Here is an 18,356-nt window from a genome sequence, read left to right as displayed (position 1 = left end):
TAGTCATATTCTTAAATATTTTTAACATTTAACTTTTTTGTAAAATATGTACTACGATACACGATGCCATGCGTCACGTGATGCTAGACGCGCTTCATCCCACGCCAAACGAGAATCACCTTTCACTTCATGCCATGAACGCTCTAAGTCAGCTTCATGATCTTCGAAACGTGCATCTACTGGATAGCGAGCGCGGTTTGCATAGCCTACTGCGTACGCTGGGTGCATATCGCGATCAAAGTCATACTCTTCTCTATGGTAGTCAGCGTTTGCATATTCTGCACGCCAGTAAGCCTCTTCGTGTGTTGGATCGATGGCTTCGGCTGCTGCATGACCTGCGCCGCCACCAACGATAGCACCAATAGCACCACCAATTAGTGTTCCTAATGGACCTGCCATTGTACCGATGGCTGCACCTGCTGCTGCACCGCCTACACCGCCAATACCTGTACCTACTGGATGTGAGCCTGGCTCACCCGTGATGATGTCTGCATTCAAATCTTCTTTTGTCTCTTTAGACATGTTTTTTACTTCACTGCGATCGATAGCGTCATGGTTACTCATAGTATTGTCCCTAAATTATTTATTATTTGTTGAATTATTTATTTGCTAAAAGATTAGCGATCTTGCTAAATCCAACTGAAGTATAGAAACTTATAGGTAGAGACAGATAGCCTGATTATGTAAACTGTGTCCGTATTGCGATTGCATTGCGTTACAGCCTGTATCTTTATGACGACCATGTACGGTGCGCTCATACTTTGGGTAATCATAAGAGATTAGCATTGATAAATTTACTATAAAAATCAACCCTATATCTGCATTAATGACCTTGCAATGGCACGTTGCCATTTATCAAGGTGTTGCTCACGAGCATCAATAGACATGCTTGGCTCAAAAGTACGATCTACTTGCCATGAGGCTTTCATAGTTGACTCATCGTAAAGCCCAGTCTTTAAACCAGCGAGTAATGCTGCACCCTTTGCCGTAATCTCCGTGTCTCTTGGACGTAGCACCGGAACATCTAGCAAATCTGCCTGAAACTGCATCAGCAAATCATTATTTGCCGCGCCGCCATCTACTCTCAGCTCAGTCAAGGGATGAGGGCTGTCTTTTTGCATGGCGATGAGCACATCATAAGTCTGATAGGCAACTGCTTCCAACGCAGCACGGGCAATATGGGCTTTGGTAGTACCGCGGCTCATACCAGTGATGCTGGCACTGATATCAGAACGCCAGTAAGGCGCACCTAATCCAGTAAAGGCAGGTAATAGCACCACATCTTCGCTACTGTCTACTTGGCGAGCTAGGTCTTCGACATCGCTACTTTGTTGAATCATACCTAAATTGTCACGTAGCCATTGGATGATAGCTCCTGCCATAAAAACGCTACCCTCCAAAGCATAGGTGACTTCTTTTTTGGGTGGCTGTAGCATTCGCTTACCTGATTGCACGATTTGATCAAATGATAAATTGTCTGGACGAGTTGGCGATATTTTTCGCTGCCATGCAATGGTGGTTAGCAACTTGTGCTCGCTCAGTTTTGGCTGCTGACCAATATTCATCAGCATAAAGCAACCTGTGCCATAGGTGTTTTTGGCCATGCCAGCATCGAGACAGCCTTGACCAAAGAGCGCGGCTTGTTGATCGCCGAGCACCGCTTGAATGGGTATTTGCTTTGCAAATAGGCCTTTTTTGGTTTTACCAAAATCACCGTCAGATGGCAGTACCTTAGGCAATATATTCATAGGAATGGCAAACCGATCGCAAAGCGTCTCTGACCAAGCCAATTTATGAATATCAAATAGCAAAGTACGAGAAGCATTGGTCACGTCGATGACGTGCTCGCCGCCAGTTAACTTGTAAATCAGCCAGCTATCGATGGTGCCAACGGCAACCTCACCTTTACTAGCACGTACGCTGATTTTGGGATTATTTTCGAGCAGCCAAGCAATTTTACTGGCACTGAAGTACGGATCTAAGCGCAGACCTGTGATGCGTTGTACTTCCGCTGCCATATCATGTTGAAGGTCATTGTTGAGATCATTATGATTGGCACTTTTATTCATGCTATTGTCGGCACTTTCAGCAGCGAGTGTCTTGCAATAGTTTGCCGTGCGTCTGTCTTGCCAAATAATAGCGGGTGCGAGCGGTTTGCCTGTTTGCTTGTCCCACATGACAATAGACTCGCGTTGATTGGTAATCGCGATACTGGTGACATCAGTGGCAAGCAATCCTGCCTGATTGATAACATCATGCGCACAGCTGATCTGAGTTTGCCAGATTTGCTGTGCGTCTTGCTCAACAAATCCCGCTTTTGGCGTTTGCAGCGTTGTTGGCTGTTGTGCCATCTTAATAGGGCGTGCATGATCATCGTATAATATCGCTCGACTCGATGTTGTCCCTTGATCTAACGCCAAAATATATCCTGCCATTACGCATACCCTCTACTGATATTGTTGGTTCTATTTGATGAAAACCAGTGGCTATTCATTGTTTGCTGCTAATCAATCACTGTATATTTTATAAATGATTGGCCAAATTATTTAATGATAAAAATAAAAGCACGTTGATTTAAATTGGTTAGCTCTAAGCTATGATGTTACTTATAAACGAATATTTAAAAAACAGCTCAAGCCTCTATCATACCGCTAGGGATGACACAATAGAGAATAGCAGAATACTGAGCATTGACCCGTCACCGTTGTGGCTCTACAGTGTACGCCTTATTTTGAACGATGCGTTTTTAGCGCTTTCGTATTAGCACGCACTTTATTAAAAAGCATTCTGATATTTCAGTACAAATACTTTATTTCAGCATCATTTATTCGCTCACTAGCAAATCGTTTATAATAGTATGACCGCTTTATATTCTGAGCGATAAAATCTATTGATGCTGTCCGTTATTTTATAATACCTTACATTCTAATTAATGGCTTATGTGACTTATGAAATTCACTTTATCAGCGCTACCGACTGCTATGATGACAGTTGCACTCATGAGCGGCCCTATAGTGACTTATGCGAGCACGGGCTCAGATAATATAGAATCACCAGATGACATGACACCGGTGACTGTGACAAAAATTGTAGATGCCGATGGTCAGATTAATAATCAGACAGCTCAGACAGCTCAGACAGCAATGGCACCTAGTCATACATTAACAGAGACTCATGCTGAGCACAGTGCATTAAACACCCTTACCGATCCAATCACACATAAGGCCGTGGATAATAGCTATCCATTAGAAGTCTCTAGCTTTTTAAGCCTAGAACAAGCGCAAAAGCTTTTGGTTCAAGTCTCGCCCAAAATGGCGGCCAATCAAGCAGCCATCGCTGCCAGCGAATACCAAACTGACGCCCTCAGAACCATCGACAATCCCCTCGTATTTGCGCGCGTCTCTGCCAGTGCTTACCATCTAGATGAGGATATAGATCTATCGTCTCTTAGAAACGGTATCGTCAACGAAGTAAATAATACCGTTGATAACGCGGTTCCTCCGATTGCAGATCTGCCAGATTTACCAAACTTTGGGGAGTTGGTCGGTGAGCGAATTCCAGACTCTTATAATATTAAGCGCTCAGGATCGACAACGGGCGCAGGTCTTGGTGTGGTCTGGCCTATTTATACCGCTGGGCGTACGGATGCACTGACTGGCGCCTCAGATGCACGCACCCAAGAAGCGGTCGCCGATAGCATCCTTGATAAAAACGAGCTCTATAATACGTTAATTGAACGGTATTTTAAGGCCCAATTGGCGATCATTGCCGCTTACTTACGTGAGGATGCTTACGATACCTTGCAGCAAACGGATCATATGGCAGAACGCTTGTTTGAAGAAGGCTTTATTTCGCGCGTCGATAGACTAGAAGCACAGTCTGCGCTTGCCGATGCCAAAAGCGAATCCGTCAATGCCAATAATGACGCTCGCTTAGCTATGATTGCGCTACAGCGATTGCTACGTACTGATTATCGTATTAAACCGACGACGCCATTATTTGTCTCTAGCCGACCCCTACCGGATGTCAGCTATTTTCAGGATTTGGCACTGAATAATCATCCAGGATTACAAAAGGTCGCCGCCAAACGCGCGCAGGCTCAGCAGTTGCATGCATTATCAGATACTGGCTACAAGCCGACCGTCTTGCTATATGGTTATGGTCAGCTCGAAAAAGACCCAAGCTGGGTCGCTGGTATCTCTGCCAGTTGGAAGCTATGGGGCGGACTGGATAAAACCGCATCATTGGCATCAAGCAATGCTCAAATACGTCAGGCAGATCTTTCTGAGATTGAAGTCAGCGACAACCTGCTACTGCTGGTAGAAAAAAACTGGCACGATGTTAATAATGCTCAATCACGCTATCAAGCGCTACAAAGTAACGTTGATTTGGCTGCAGAAGTTTTAAGATTGCGCCGCTTAGGACTAAAAGAAGGCGTGAATACCACAGTCGATGTGGTACAAGCACAAACGCAATCGCTCAAAGCACGTACTGAGCAAGCGCAAGCTGCCAACAGTTATGTACAGTCATTGGCCGCACTCATGCAGAGCTGCGGTACGCCGCTTGCTTTTAACGCTTATCTTAATGCCGCTGATATCCAGCTGCCGACTTTGTACACTGAATGATGATTGTATATGAAAGCTTATGAAGTATACGAGTAAGCGCTATGTCGTCGTTTCAATTTTAAGTGTTACTAAGCTAATGAGCGAAGATATATACCAAATCAGCATGACGCTACCAAAAAATAACGCTCAATAAACCATACTATTACTATAGTGAATCATTGTTTTATGAAAAAACCAACGTCCAAATCGATAAATAACTGGCTACAAACTTTATTAAAAACGTGGCCTATTGCGAATACCACTAATGTTTGGGCACATTGCGCCAGTGTCGGATTTTTTGGTTTTTTATCCATCTTTCCAGCAATGGCGGTATTTGTGCTGATTTATGGTCTCGTATTTTCACCCGTTGAGATGCAGGAGCATATCTCCATTTTGCGTCCGTTTATACCTGATACAGTGTACGAAGTCCTCAATTCGCGCCTGAGCGAATTGGTCTCTAATACCAAATCCACACTGACGTTTAGTCTGATCATATCGACCTTACTTGCCCTTTATGCTGGCTCCAAAGGCATCAAATCTTTAATTGCCCTTGTCAATCTCGCTTTTCATATCACCCAAGAGCGCAGCTTTATACAAGGCACGATTCGAGCAGTGAGCCTAACCTTTGGTGCAGTAGTCGTCTTGATGATAGCGGTGTCTTCTATTGCTATCATCCCTGTAGCAGCGAATTATTTCCCTTTTCCTCAAGTGGCTGAAACGGTTGCACTGTGGGCCAGATGGCCTGTATTGGCGGGTATTATCTTTTTAAGCTTTTTAAGTCTCTATCGCCTAGCACCAAATCGCGATGCCGTTGCACTAAAAAAACTGGTTCCAGGAGCAACGCTCGCGACCATTCTTTGGATTATATTGTCCGTACTGTTTTCGATTTATGTGCAAAACTTCAACAACTATAGTGCTGAATTTGGGGCGCTGTCAGCGGCGGTGGTCATTATGCTTTGGCTGTATTATTCAGCCTTTATCGTCGCTTTTGGTGCGATTTTTAATTCTGAAGCCATAGACAATGCCAAACCTTATGCTGTTCGAGTGTACTAATCATAAATCCTTTGTTCTCAACTTTGCTGCTTTAGGAATCACACCGTCATGACTGAATTTCCAAACGAATCAGACAACTCAAATAAATCAGTTGATTCAACCGAGTCAGTGACCTCTCGAGATGCAAAAGCCTCCGTCGATCCAGTAGAAAATGTATCTAGTGGGTCTGACGTTCCAGAGCAATCTGTACCCGCTTATAGTCGTGGTAACGCAAAAGCTGATAAATCTGCTCGTATGAAAAAGATATTGCTCGTACTGTTTGTATTAGGTGTTCTTGGCGCAATTGCATATGGTTTATATAAAAGCAATCAGCATAATGAACCAGAAGTCATTACCCTCCAAGGACAAATGCAAATGCAGCAAACCTCTATCGCTGCAAAGGTAGCAGGCCGCATTGCTAACATTATGGTGACAGAAGGCGATACGGTTACGGTGGGTCAACAACTCATCGAGATGGATTCGCCTGAGATTAACGCCAAAATTAATCAAGCACGTGCTGGTAAGCAAATCGCGCAAAGTCAATTAGACAAAGCAGAAAACGGGGCACGCCCGCAAGAGATCGCTCAAGCCAAAGCCGCTTGGCAAGCCAATAAAGCCGCGTCTGATTTGGCAGAAAACACCTATCAACGTGTCAATCGCCTGTATGAAGAAGGATTGATGGCACGGCAAAAACGCGATGAGGCTTATGCGCAATACCTAGCCACTCAAGACCAAACTGAAGCTGCACGTTTGCAATATGATTTGGCATTAGAAGGCGCTCGTAGTGAAGACAAATCAGCAGCTACCGCTCAAGTCGCACAAGTTGATGCCCAGCTAGATGAAGCACTGGCAGCAAAAGAAGAAGCCAATCTAAAGAGCCCTATCGCTGGTATTGTGGACAATGTCATCGTTAGTGCTGGAGAAGTCATTGGTCAAGGCGTTCCTTTGCTAACGTTGGTGGATACCAATGACCAATGGGTAGTGCTCAATGTCACTGAGTCATATTTAAACCAGTTCGCTATTGGTCAGACATTTACAGGTACTATTCCCGCATTGTCATCAACAGATAAGCCTTATAACAAACAGTTCACTGTTTATGCGACATCGACCTTATCTGATTTTGCCACTTGGCGACCGACCAACAATGATGATGGTTTTGATGTGCGTACCTTTGAGGTCAAAGCACGACCATCCACGCCCGATACTCGCATTCGCTCAGGAATGAGTGTGGTTGTACATATTAATCCTATCAATCAGAACCAAGAGTAGGCCATGCACTTGACTAAGTTAAGTGAGGCTTTTTTACGTAGCGCCGCTTACGAGCGCCGTTTTTTAGCCAAAAACCATTGGGATTTAAGCATGGTGGTATGGATACCACTAGCCACAGTGCTGCTGATTTGGTGGATATTTTCACAGACCCAAATTACTGACTTACCCATTGGAGTGATCGATCAGGACAATAGTGCTGTTGCCAATACTACCGTACGTTACTTAGAAGCCAGTCCTACGCTTACGGTTAGACAGCTTTATTATTCACCAGCGGATGCAGAGGCTGCAATCTTGCAACGCGATATTTACGCGGTTGTCATCATTCCTGAGGACTTTTCGCGTAATATTTTATCTAACAAGCCTGCCCCTTTAGTCCTACAAGTAAACGCCCAGTACGGTACACACTCTGGCATCATTCAAACCGCTGTCCAAGCAGTCGCTAGTACATTGTCAGCAGGCGTAGAGATCAAGCGATTGATAAAGCAAGGCGTAGGGCCGTCGCAAGCCATGACTGCTTACTCGCCTATCAGTATCCAGCGTATTAGTTTGTTCAATGCTGCAACCAATTATCAGCAGTTTTTGGCATCAACCGTCATACCTGCACTACTACATATATTAGCGATGGTCGTCGGGGCAACTACCATTGGTCGCGAGCTGCGCGATAAAAATATTGGTCGCTGGTATCGCTTTATCAGTACAGGTACGACTGACTTAGCCTTGGTTAAATCTTCTAAAAAAGCAGCTGCGTTGAACACCACACAAGATAGCACCAATAACACTGCACCATCATCAGACTCAAAAATGCCCAATTCTGTCAGCATATCAGTATTGTTATCTGGTCTATTAGGTAAGTATTTTTGGCCAATATTGGCCTATAGCTTATGGTCGGCTTTGGTATTGTGGCTTATAACGTCGAACCAAAATATAAGCATATTATCAATCATCGCAGTATATATCGGCCTATTATGCTTGATGATACTGTCATTCTGGCTTGGTGCTATCTTTACTTTGAACTCCTTTTCACTGCGTATGGGTTTATCAACCACTGGTTTTATTTCAGCGCCTTCTTATGCCTTTGCTGGTGTGACCTTTCCTTATATTGCGATTAGTGATAGCGCGCAATACTGGTCGAATGCATTGCCGCTGACACATTACCTCAAGCTACATATTGCCCAGTTACAAATGCAGGCACCGCTTGCTATATCCCTACCCATTGTCTATGGTTTAGCGGTTGCTACCATAATAGCCATGCTACTTGCAGCCTTATTAACCAAACGCGCATTGGCGCATCCTGAACGTTGGGGAGCACGCTAATGTCCGCACAATCAAATAACAAGCGCAAAGAGCCTCAATCAGCCATCGCTCCAGCATCTCAAGCATTTTGGACGAGCTTTCTTCAAACTTTCAAAGACGTTTTTGGGGATAAAGGCGTACTTTTGATGTTGATTATTGCCCCGATTATCTATGGGTTTTTTTATCCTTGGCCCTACTCAACTGAAGTGGTCAACCATGTACCAGTGGGTATTGTTGATTATGATAATAGTAACTTGTCGCGCACGCTCGCCCGTTATGCAAGTGCCAGTCCATATCTAGATACTGAGCACTTTATCAATGAACAAGCAGCTAAAGAAGCCATATGGTCCGATCAAATCGCAGGCTATATGGTGATTCCAAGCGGCCTTGAAGAACAAGTCATGTCAGGACAGCAAGCACATGTCAGTGTCCTCGGCAATGGTGGCTACTTTATTTTAAATAAGAACGTCCAATTGGGGTTCTCTAAAGCAGTTGGTACCGTATCAGCGGGGATCAAGGTAAAGAAAAATATCGCGAAAGGCGCTTATGCATCTACCGCAGCACAGAGCACTCAAGCGGTACCGCTACAAATCATGCCACTTTATAATCAAACTGAGGGCTACGGTGCCTACGTCGTACCAGCCGTCTCCGTCATTATCTTACAGCAGACACTATTGATGGCGACCGCCATGCTGATTGGCACTTGGTATGAGCAGCGCCGTCATGCTGCGAGTGTACGCGGTTGGCTCGGACGTATCGCAGCGCTGAGCACGCTAAGCTTTACCATTGGCTGTTTTTATTATGGCTGGACTTTTGAGCTGCATCATTATCCACGTGGGCAAAATATGCTCGGAACGCTATTGTTTTTAGCACTGTTTTGTCCGACAGTCGCAACGCTGGGCTGTGTACTTGGGCTATGGTTCCGGCAGCGTGAGCGCAGTATGCAGATCTTAATCTTTATTTCACTACCGATATTCTTCTTAAGCGGCTACCCTTGGCCAGCCGACCAGTTGCCCCAAGTTTTGCAAGTAATACGCTGGATCGTACCAACTACGCCTGCGATCAACACCTCTGTACAGCTTAATCAAATGGGTGCCAGTGTCTCTCAGGTCGCTATAGGATTTTATGCGCTGGCTGGCTTATGGTTGCTCTATTTTGTTTTATTGCTATTTTTACGCAAGCGTATTCCGCAAAAAAGAGCCTATTTATAAATCTTCACATTAATTAAATCTATGAGCATAAAAAAGCGCCTGCTAATAGTAGTAGGCGCTTTTTTATTTATACGATATAAATAGCGGTGGTTTAAAACACTCGGTTCAAACCATTCAATGCCGCCACACGGTATGCTTCTGCCATTGTTGGATAGTTAAAGGTCGTATTTACAAAGTACTCAAGCGTATTGTTGCTCTTACACTTCATCACAGCCTGACCGATATGAATAATCTCCGAAGCGTGGTTCCCGTAGCAATGAATGCCTAAAATCTCCAACGTATCACGATGGAACAATATCTTTAGGACACCCGAGCGTTCACCAATAATTTGGGCACGTGCCAGATGTTTGAAGAACGCTTGACCCACTTCATATGGAACTTTCTCATCTGTTAGCTCCTGCTCTGTTTTACCGATACAAGAGATTTCAGGAATGGTATAGATACCAGTCGGTACACTAGATACTGGTTCCGCATCACTGTCACCAACCATAAATGCAGCGGCACAGCGACCTTGATCGTAAGCAGCTGAGGCTAGTGATGGCCAACCGATGACATCACCCGCAGCATAGATATTGTCAATACCAGTACAATAAGTATCATCTACTTTTAGCTGACCACGGCTATTTGCTTTTAGTCCAATGGCTTCTAAATTCAGGCCTTCGGTGTTACCTGAGCGACCATTTGACCAAAGAATGGCATCGGATTTGATGCGCTTGCCACTCTTTAAATGTAACACTACATAATCATCATGAGTTTCTAGATGATCAATCTCTTCATTACTACGGATAAGCACACCGAACTGCCTAAAGTCATGCGCGATCGCGTCACTGATTTCGCTGTCTAGATAGTTGAGCAACTGATCTTGGTTATTGATTAGATCGACCTTGTAGCCAAGACCAGTAAAGATAGACGCATACTCACACCCAATCACCCCTGCACCATAGATGATGATTTTTTTGACCACATAATCCATTTGTAGGATTTTGTCAGAGTCAAAAACGCGTGGATGATCGAAGTCTAGAATATCCGGACGATAAGGACGACTACCGACAGTGATGATAGCTTTATTAAAGGTAATAGTTTCGTAGACATTGTCGTCGACTTCAATGCGCAGCGTATGAGCGTCAATGAAACTTGCCCAGCCTTGAATCACTTCGATACGGTTGCGCTCATAAAAACGGGTATGGGTACTGACTTGACGACGAATTACTTGACGCGCCTTAGCCAATACTTCATTTAGCGGAACTTGCTTATACTCCATCGCTTTGGTAAACATTGGATCGCGACGGTAGTTAATTAAGTTAAATACAGATTGGCGCAATGCTTTGCTTGGAATGGTGCCAACATGGGTAGAGTTACCACCTACCTGATCTCGCGGATCAACGACTACCACTCTTTTGCCAGATTTTGTCAGCTTCATGGCAGCCGCTTCACCAGCAGGACCAGCCCCTAAAACCACCGCATCATACTCATACTCATGATCGTCACTTTTTAGTCGACGAGAATCTTTGGTAAATCCAGATTTGATATCAATACGAGTGTCATCAAGCGGGTTGATGAGGTCAGGGTGGTGCATGATATCTTCAGTGACCTGCTCATGAGTCTGCTCGATTTTTTGTTTTGTGTCTTTACCTTCAGTATGTTCAGGACTGGGTGAACGGCCATTAGATTTATTCGATACTTCAGTATGGACGTCTTTACCAGTATCATTGGTTGCGTCACTTATATTCTTACTTACCATCATGTCCTCTTTATGTATTGTTTGCTCTATTAATATCTATGTGCACGAGTTAATATTTTTAATATTCAAGCAACTTAGTGAAGTTGTACTCACAATAAGGCATGAATATACTTTTTACAAACTTGATGACGATTACATATTATAAAATTAATAGTCCATTACCCAATGCGGCGTTTAAGACCTGTCATTTGTAAGATACGCGTCGCAATCTCTTCAACAGACATCTCTGATACATCTAAGCTTGGGATACCATGCGTGATATAAATCCCCTGAATTGCACGCTGCTCTTGCTGGCATTGCTGATAACTTGAGTAACGACTGCCTGCACGGCGCTCTTGACGGATTTTTACCAAGCGATCGGTATCAATGAGTAAACCAAACAGTTTGTCTTTATGCTCACGTAGTGCCTTTGGTAGTTGATTGTCGTACAAATCATCTTCAGTCAAAGGATAGTTAGCGGCTCGAATACCGAATTGTAATGCCAAGTATAGAGAAGTCGGTGTCTTACCAGAGCGTGACACACCCACCAAAATAATATCTGCTGCATTATAATGACGAGTACGCGCGCCATCATCGTTGTCTAAGGCGAAATGGACTGCATCGATACGCTCTTTGTATGTCTCAGAATCAACATCATCATGCGCATGACCTGAATGACCATCTGGCTCTACGCCAGTCTCTTCCGCAACACGACCAATCAACCCTTCGTACATATCCAAATTACAGCTGTGTGCTGAATTGATTTTTTCACGAATCTCTGGATTAACGATCGTATCAAACACTAACGGTAACGACCCATCACGTTGATACGCCATGTTGATTTGCTCCACAGCATCATCAGCACGCTCTAGGCTATCGACGTATGGCAACACTCTTGTCTCAAAAGGGACCGAGGCAAACTGACTCAAAATAGCGCGTCCGAGAGTCTCAGCCGTAATCGCGGTGCCATCTGAGATAAAAAACGCCGTTCTAATGGCTTGTGAGCTATCCAAATTCAACGCATGACGATTTTGGATAGTGGACTTAACTTGTTCAGATGGATTGCTTGAGTACATAACGTTGACACCTCGGTTGAAAACTCAATAATGATCTTCATTTCATTTTTAGTATTGATCTAATAGCATTTATCTAACTTTGGCTGCCTTATCTCTTTTAAATGCAGAACGATGGCAGCGCTGCTATTGCACATTTATATAGCCATATGCATCACTTATCTATCCGCTACATTATACGCATATTAGCACCCTAATAGAAATCAATGTTACAGGTGTACACTTAGAGACTCATGCTGTTTTAAGTTCATACATCACCCCTAATTTGTGTTCAGTTATCTGCTGTTGATATCACATGCCGTATATAAAGGTAGAAATTTTGCGAATAATTCGAATAAACCTGCTTTAGACATGTCTATTTTTAACCTCTTTAGCAATTATTAATACATATCATCATCTCTACTACTGATATTTTTTATCTTGCTAAGGGTAATATCTTTAGAAACTTGCCTTAATTTATATGGCAATTCCTACAATTTGTGTATTTTTAACAAGTTTTTTGGTAAAACCCCTCGAATTCCTCCTAATATGGCGGTATAATTCACCGTTATAATCTTTACTAAATAACCTTATTTTCTGGAGTTATCATGGCAGCGCAATCTACAGCACTTGTAATCAATCTTGATCAGCTAGGAAAAGACGACATCGAAATGGTTGGTGGCAAGAATGCCTCACTTGGCGAGATGATCAGCCATCTTTCTGATTTAGGCGTTAGTGTTCCAGGCGGCTTTGCCACCACTTCAAATGCATTCAATCGCTTTTTAACAGAAACAGGTTTACTAGAAAAAATCAACAGTGAGCTAAACACATTGGACGTCAATGATGTTAATAAGCTTGCGGCGACTGGTAAAAAAATCCGTACGTGGATTATTGAACAAGAACTGCCAAAAGATCTTGAGCAAGAAGTACGCGAATCATTTGAAACCATGAGCGGCGGCGAAGACATCGCTGTTGCTGTACGCTCTTCTGCTACCGCTGAAGATTTGCCAGATGCGTCATTTGCTGGTCAACAAGAAACTTTCTTGAACATTCGCGGTATTGATAACGTCCTAATTGCTATTAAAGAAGTATTTGCCTCGCTATATAACGACCGTGCCATCTCTTACCGTGTACACAAAGGTTTTGAGCACGAAGGCGTTGCATTGTCTGCTGCCGTACAGCGTATGGTACGTTCAGAGACTGGTGCGGCTGGTGTTATGTTCACGCTAGATACCGAAAGCGGTTTTGATCAAGTCGTGTTCATCACGTCAAGCTATGGCCTAGGTGAAATGGTTGTACAGGGCGCGGTTAACCCAGATGAATTCTATATCTCAAAACGTCTGCTAGCCGATGGTAAGCCTTCTGTTATCCGTCGCAACCTAGGCAGCAAGCACAAGAAAATGGTTTATGGTGACGAAGGCAGCACCGCAAAATCAGTGAAAACAGTCGATGTTGAAAAACAAGATCGCATGCAATTCTCTTTATCTACTGAAGAGCTAACCTCTCTTGCCAAGCAAGCGGTCACGATCGAGCAGCATTACGGCCACGCGATGGATATCGAATGGGCAAAAGACGGTGACAGCGGTGAAATCTTTATCGTTCAAGCACGTCCTGAAACTGTTAAGAGTCGCCAAGACAGCAATGTCATGGAGCGTTATGTCATCGACACGACTGGCGCAAAAGTATTGTGTGAAGGTCGTTCAATCGGTCAGCGTATCGGTTCAGGTAAAGTCCGTATCGTTACTCATTTAAACGAGATGGACAAAGTAGAAGAAGGCGACGTATTAGTATCAGACATGACTGATCCAGATTGGGAACCAGTCATGAAGCGCGCTTCTGCCATCATCACCAACCGCGGTGGTCGTACATGTCACGCAGCCATTATCGCGCGTGAGCTAGGTGTGCCAGCCATCGTTGGTTGTGGTAACGCCACTGAGCTATTGGTTGACGGTCAAGAAGTGACTGCGTCTTGTGCTGAAGGCGACACTGGTTTTATTTATGAAAGCCAGATTGATTTTGAAGTGCAGACTAACTCGGTTGAGTCTATGCCAGAGCTTGCATTCAAAGTCATGATGAACGTTGGTAACCCTGATCGCGCCTTCTCATTCACCCAAATGCCAAACGAAGGTATTGGTCTTGCGCGTCTTGAGTTCATTATCAACCGTATGATTGGTGTGCATCCAAAAGCGCTACTAAACATGAACAGCTTGCCACGTGAGATCTCACAAGCCATTCAAGAGCGTATCGCAGGCTATGCCTCACCTGTTGACTTTTATGTTGATAAATTGGTTGAAGGCATCTCGACCTTAGCCGTTGCTTTCATGGATCAGCCAGTTATCGTTCGTATGTCAGATTTCAAATCAAACGAATATGCTAACTTGCTTGGTGGTAAGCTGTACGAGCCATCAGAAGAAAACCCAATGCTTGGTTTCCGCGGTGCTAGCCGTTATGTGTCTGATAACTTCCGTGACTGTTTTGAGCTTGAGTGTAAAGCGCTAAAACGTGTTCGTGATGAGATGGGCTTAACCAACGTCGAGATTATGATTCCATTCGTCCGCACCACTGGCGAAGCGGCGCAAGTAATCGAGTTACTTGAGAAAAATGGTCTAAAACGCGGTGAAAATGGTCTACGCATCATCATGATGTGTGAGCTACCAACCAACGCGCTATTAGCAGAAGAGTTCCTAGAATACTTCGATGGTTTCTCAATCGGCTCTAACGATTTGACTCAGTTAACGCTTGGTCTTGATCGTGACTCAGGTATCGTCTCACATCTATTTGATGAGCGTGACCCTGCTGTTAAGAAATTGCTCACTATGGCTATCGACGCTTGCCGTAAGCAAAACAAATATGTCGGCATCTGTGGTCAGGGCCCATCAGACCATCCAGATCTAGCGTTCTGGCTAATGGAGCAAGGTATCAGCTCGGTATCATTGAACCCTGATTCTGTACTAGATACTTGGTTCTTCCTAGCTGGTGAAGAAAAGTAGACCGTTACGTTCAGTCGCAACGGTAACTCACACAGTCATTAAAGATACCACTATTAGGGTCTATTTGATTTTTTCAAATAGACCCTAATATAATGTCTTAAGACATGACTAACTATGCAGGCAATTATGCAGATTTTCCTTGCTCGAAATAACGTACAAGCTGGTCCATATAATTTGGAACAGCTTAATATCATGCTGGCATCAGGCGAAGTATTGCTTGATGATTTAATCTGGCATGAAGGCTTAGATCAGTGGCAGCGCGTAGGAAATGTGACCAATAATCAAACGGTTTATCGACCGACTGGTGCCACCACCCCTGATGCGAATGATTCTATTATCAATAATGTGACCGTCTTCCCTGAGGAGACGACCAGCAATACTAAAGATAATAATTCAGTATCATTAGATAGACTATATGGCAAGCCTGAACGTTCTAAAAATGTGAAGGCCGATATGACGACCAATCGTCATCAGACGCCACACAATAATGTATCATTAAGCAAGCCGACTATTAAGAAGACTGCCACGGACAAAGATAAAACCGTGGGCAACGTGGTACTTGCCCCGATTATGTCGCGAGTATTGGCGACTGCGCTTAATGGGCTGCTGTATGTATTGGCCATATTGCCATTAGTAATGGCATTGACCAAAATGGATGTGGACTATACCAAATTTCAAAACATCCAAGATATGGATGCTGCTTATCAATACTCAATGACATTGATGGAAAGCCTTCCTAGTAGCACGCTCATGATGTCGCAAGTTATGGTTTTTGGCTTGTTTGCACTGCAGCTGGTATTTATCACCATGCGTGGTCAATCCCTAGGCAAAGTAATCACTGGTATTCGGGTTGTGGATCAGACCACACACCGTCTACCCTCGTTTATTAAGCTTGTCGGCACACGTACATTACTGTTGTTTATTATTTATAATCTACTGTTTTCGTTTACTAGCTTTTTAGGTTTTGTGATTATTGCCATTCATTATTACATGGCATCAAAAAGCCCTGAAAATATTGGTTGGCATGACAAACTTGCCAAAACCTTAGTGGTCAAAGCTGACAGCAGTCAACTGGTAAAGAAATCAAAATCTGAGTAAATGTTTTTTAACCATATAATTCATGATAGTCATGAAAAAGCTGCGCATGATCGCAGCTTTTTTATTGAGCAAACACAATAATTATATGATCTCTAAATTTTATTGACAGCCGCTTGGTTATTAACCTTTGTTTTAATCGCCAAGTACTGTTATAATACGGCGCTTTATAAACTAAGCTTATTTCTTACTATATTTTTAAGAACGTGGGCTTACCTTATAAATCTCCTTGCTATTAACATAGGGTTAATAGCTACTAATCCGTAAGGAGTCATAATGCGACATTACGAACTGGTGTTACTTGTACACCCAGACCAAAGCGACCAAGTGGTTGGCATGGTTGAGCGCTACATCAAGTTAGTTCAAGACAACAACGGTGTTATCCATCGTCTAGAAGATTGGGGCCGTCGTCAATTGGCTTACCCAATCAACAAGATTCACAAAGCTCATTACGTTCTTTTCAACATTGAAACTGACGGCGAGACTTTGGCTGAACTTGAAGAATTATTCCGCTATAACGACGCGATCATTCGTAGTCTAGTTATGCGCCGTGACGAAGCTGTCACTGAAGAGTCGCAGTTAGCCAAGAATGCCGATGAAAAACGCGCACGCAAAGCAACTACTCGTCGTCCAGACAATCGTGAAAACGATAATGACGACAACGACAACAGTGAAGACTAATTAAAGGAGAATACTCATGGCACGTTTCTATCGCCGTCGCAAATTCTGCCGTTTCACTGCTGAAGGCATTACTCACATCGACTATAAAGATGTTGAATTGCTAAAACAGTACATTAGTGATAATGGCAAAATCGTACCAAGCCGTATTACCGGTACGTCTACTAAATATCAGCGTCAACTAGCGACTGCTATCAAGCAAGCTCGTTATTTATCGCTACTTCCATACACTGATAACCATCAAGGTTAACCGCTAACTAGGAATGACTCATGCAAATTATTTTGTTACAGCGTATCGTCAACCTTGGTAAACTCGGTGAAACTGTCGATGTAAAACCAGGTTACGGTCGTAACTTTCTTATCCCTCAAGGCCGCGCTCTACCTGCGACTAAAGCTAACATTGAAAAGTTCGAAGCACGTCGTGCTGAGCTTGAAGCTGAAGAAGCAAAAGAGATCGCAGTTGCTCAAGAGCGTGCTGATGCACTAACTGACGTTAATGTTATCATGCGTGCGAAATCAGGTGACGAAGGCAAGCTATTCGGCTCTATCGGTACTCGCGATATCGCTGAAGCATTGACTAACTCAGGTCTAGAAGTAGACCGTGCTGAAATCAAGCTACCTGAAGGCACTCTACGTCAAGTTGGCGAATACAATGTTGATATTCAGCTACACCATGACGTTACTGCTAGCATCTTAGTTACTATTCTTTCTGAAGATGGTAACAACGAAGATTCAGCTGACGAAGAAGAAGCTGACGAAGATTATTCTGAAGAGTAATCTTCTAGATAATTAGACTCAGTCTATAAAAAAGCCAGTGACCTTGTGTTGCTGGCTTTTTTATATCTATATATTCTCTATTGACTAATTGACTAGACGGCAACTCTCGCTACACTCATGCCACTAAAATTACTATCCTATCTCGACTTTTGACCCTGTTATGATCATGATATATACCAGTAACCATCTGCAACAACTAACTCAAAAACATCATACCAAACAATAAGATACTGTCTATGTATTACGAATATAATTTTAGCCGCAAACAGCATTCAGATACTGCTCCATATTATTTATAAAAGGCCATCATATGATAAACGACAATGAGATACATACCGATGATAAGTTAATGTGCATTCAAGGCAATACCTTTTATTCGAAGGGTCAGATTTACACGGTAGGTAGAATCGTTAATGATAAATACTTTCAGATACTGACCAGCGGCGATGATGATCACTGGTATGCAACGCTAGATGATAAAGGTATTTATGTAAGCTTCGATTCTATGATAGCCACTGACAATAAAGCGTTCTTCGATAAGATTGCTTAGATTGGAATTTATATAAAAAACTCATCTTGAACAAAAAAATAAGCGATACCTTATAAAAGACTGGCCATCTATAGTGGTCAGTCTT

General features: G+C 43.4%; 15 protein-coding genes. 11 read left to right on the top strand and 4 right to left on the bottom strand.

Going from position 1 to position 18,356, the window contains the following annotated elements; all coding sequences use genetic code 11:
* Positions 1 to 51 precede the first annotated feature (51 nt).
* Together QO189_RS01860 and glpK are read right to left on the bottom strand one after the other, a co-directional pair.
* On the bottom strand, positions 52 to 564 hold the full coding sequence (locus tag QO189_RS01860; protein WP_371531265.1) for a hypothetical protein: 513 nt from the start codon (positions 562 to 564) through the stop codon (positions 52 to 54).
* Positions 565 to 812: 248 nt separating this feature from the next.
* Positions 813 to 2,435, bottom strand: a complete 1,623-nt coding sequence (glpK, locus tag QO189_RS01855; RefSeq protein ID WP_371531264.1) for a glycerol kinase GlpK — start codon at positions 2,433 to 2,435, stop codon at positions 813 to 815.
* Positions 2,436 to 2,948: 513 nt separating this feature from the next.
* Between glpK and QO189_RS01850 the strand changes: the two genes are divergently transcribed.
* The 5 genes from QO189_RS01850 (at position 2,949) to QO189_RS01830 (ending at position 9,409) form a co-directional block, all read left to right on the top strand.
* The gene (locus tag QO189_RS01850; RefSeq protein WP_371531263.1) at positions 2,949 to 4,625 is read left to right on the top strand and encodes a TolC family protein; all 1,677 of its coding nucleotides are present in this window, start codon (positions 2,949 to 2,951) and stop codon (positions 4,623 to 4,625) included.
* Positions 4,626 to 4,790: 165 nt separating this feature from the next.
* A complete protein-coding gene (locus QO189_RS01845) occupies positions 4,791 to 5,657 on the top strand; it encodes a YihY/virulence factor BrkB family protein (protein ID WP_238037472.1) in 867 nt (288 codons plus the stop codon).
* Positions 5,658 to 5,705: 48 nt separating this feature from the next.
* The gene (locus QO189_RS01840; RefSeq protein ID WP_371531262.1) at positions 5,706 to 6,905 is read left to right on the top strand and encodes an HlyD family secretion protein; all 1,200 of its coding nucleotides are present in this window, start codon (positions 5,706 to 5,708) and stop codon (positions 6,903 to 6,905) included.
* A 3-nt stretch (positions 6,906 to 6,908) separates the two neighbouring features.
* Positions 6,909 to 8,219 carry an ABC transporter permease gene (locus tag QO189_RS01835; protein ID WP_371531261.1) on the top strand — a complete coding sequence of 437 codons (1,311 nt, stop codon included), beginning with the start codon at positions 6,909 to 6,911 and terminating at the stop codon, positions 8,217 to 8,219.
* Complete coding sequence (locus tag QO189_RS01830) at positions 8,219 to 9,409, top strand: ABC transporter permease (protein WP_371531260.1); 1,191 nt, start codon at positions 8,219 to 8,221, stop codon at positions 9,407 to 9,409. Before QO189_RS01835 ends, QO189_RS01830 begins: the two co-directional genes overlap by 1 nt.
* Before the next feature lie 91 nt (positions 9,410 to 9,500).
* On the opposite strand, the gene sthA is transcribed toward QO189_RS01830, so the two are convergent.
* Together sthA and QO189_RS01820 are read right to left on the bottom strand one after the other, a co-directional pair.
* Complete coding sequence (gene sthA, locus QO189_RS01825) at positions 9,501 to 11,150, bottom strand: Si-specific NAD(P)(+) transhydrogenase (protein ID WP_371531259.1); 1,650 nt, start codon at positions 11,148 to 11,150, stop codon at positions 9,501 to 9,503.
* 158 nt (positions 11,151 to 11,308) lie between these two features.
* Positions 11,309 to 12,205 (bottom strand): pyruvate, water dikinase regulatory protein, encoded by an 897-nt coding sequence (locus tag QO189_RS01820; RefSeq protein WP_371531258.1) that lies wholly within the window; start codon positions 12,203 to 12,205, stop codon positions 11,309 to 11,311.
* A gap of 584 nt (positions 12,206 to 12,789) precedes the next feature.
* On the opposite strand from QO189_RS01820, the gene ppsA reads away from it, so the two are divergent.
* The 6 genes from ppsA to QO189_RS01790 all read left to right on the top strand — a co-directional run bounded on the left by ppsA (position 12,790) and on the right by QO189_RS01790 (position 18,271).
* Positions 12,790 to 15,171, top strand: a complete 2,382-nt coding sequence (gene ppsA, locus QO189_RS01815; protein WP_238037460.1) for a phosphoenolpyruvate synthase — start codon at positions 12,790 to 12,792, stop codon at positions 15,169 to 15,171.
* Between the two features lie 126 nt (positions 15,172 to 15,297).
* The gene (locus tag QO189_RS01810) at positions 15,298 to 16,269 is read left to right on the top strand and encodes an RDD family protein (RefSeq protein WP_371531257.1); all 972 of its coding nucleotides are present in this window, start codon (positions 15,298 to 15,300) and stop codon (positions 16,267 to 16,269) included.
* Positions 16,270 to 16,542: 273 nt separating this feature from the next.
* Complete coding sequence (gene rpsF, locus QO189_RS01805; protein ID WP_101205443.1) at positions 16,543 to 16,947, top strand: 30S ribosomal protein S6; 405 nt, start codon at positions 16,543 to 16,545, stop codon at positions 16,945 to 16,947.
* A 16-nt stretch (positions 16,948 to 16,963) separates the two neighbouring features.
* Positions 16,964 to 17,194, top strand: a complete 231-nt coding sequence (gene rpsR / locus QO189_RS01800; RefSeq protein ID WP_010198808.1) for a 30S ribosomal protein S18 — start codon at positions 16,964 to 16,966, stop codon at positions 17,192 to 17,194.
* A 20-nt stretch (positions 17,195 to 17,214) separates the two neighbouring features.
* Positions 17,215 to 17,721 (top strand): 50S ribosomal protein L9, encoded by a 507-nt coding sequence (gene rplI, locus QO189_RS01795; RefSeq protein ID WP_201599665.1) that lies wholly within the window; start codon positions 17,215 to 17,217, stop codon positions 17,719 to 17,721.
* Positions 17,722 to 18,031: 310 nt separating this feature from the next.
* Positions 18,032 to 18,271 (top strand): hypothetical protein, encoded by a 240-nt coding sequence (locus QO189_RS01790; protein WP_238037454.1) that lies wholly within the window; start codon positions 18,032 to 18,034, stop codon positions 18,269 to 18,271.
* Positions 18,272 to 18,356 lie beyond the last annotated feature (85 nt).

It is taken from the genome of Psychrobacter sp. Arc29 (genome assembly GCF_041431175.1).
GTDB lineage: Bacteria > Pseudomonadota > Gammaproteobacteria > Pseudomonadales > Moraxellaceae > Psychrobacter.
The sequence above is the reverse complement of the archived record's forward strand: the minus strand, read 5'-3'. Positions and strand labels throughout refer to the sequence as shown.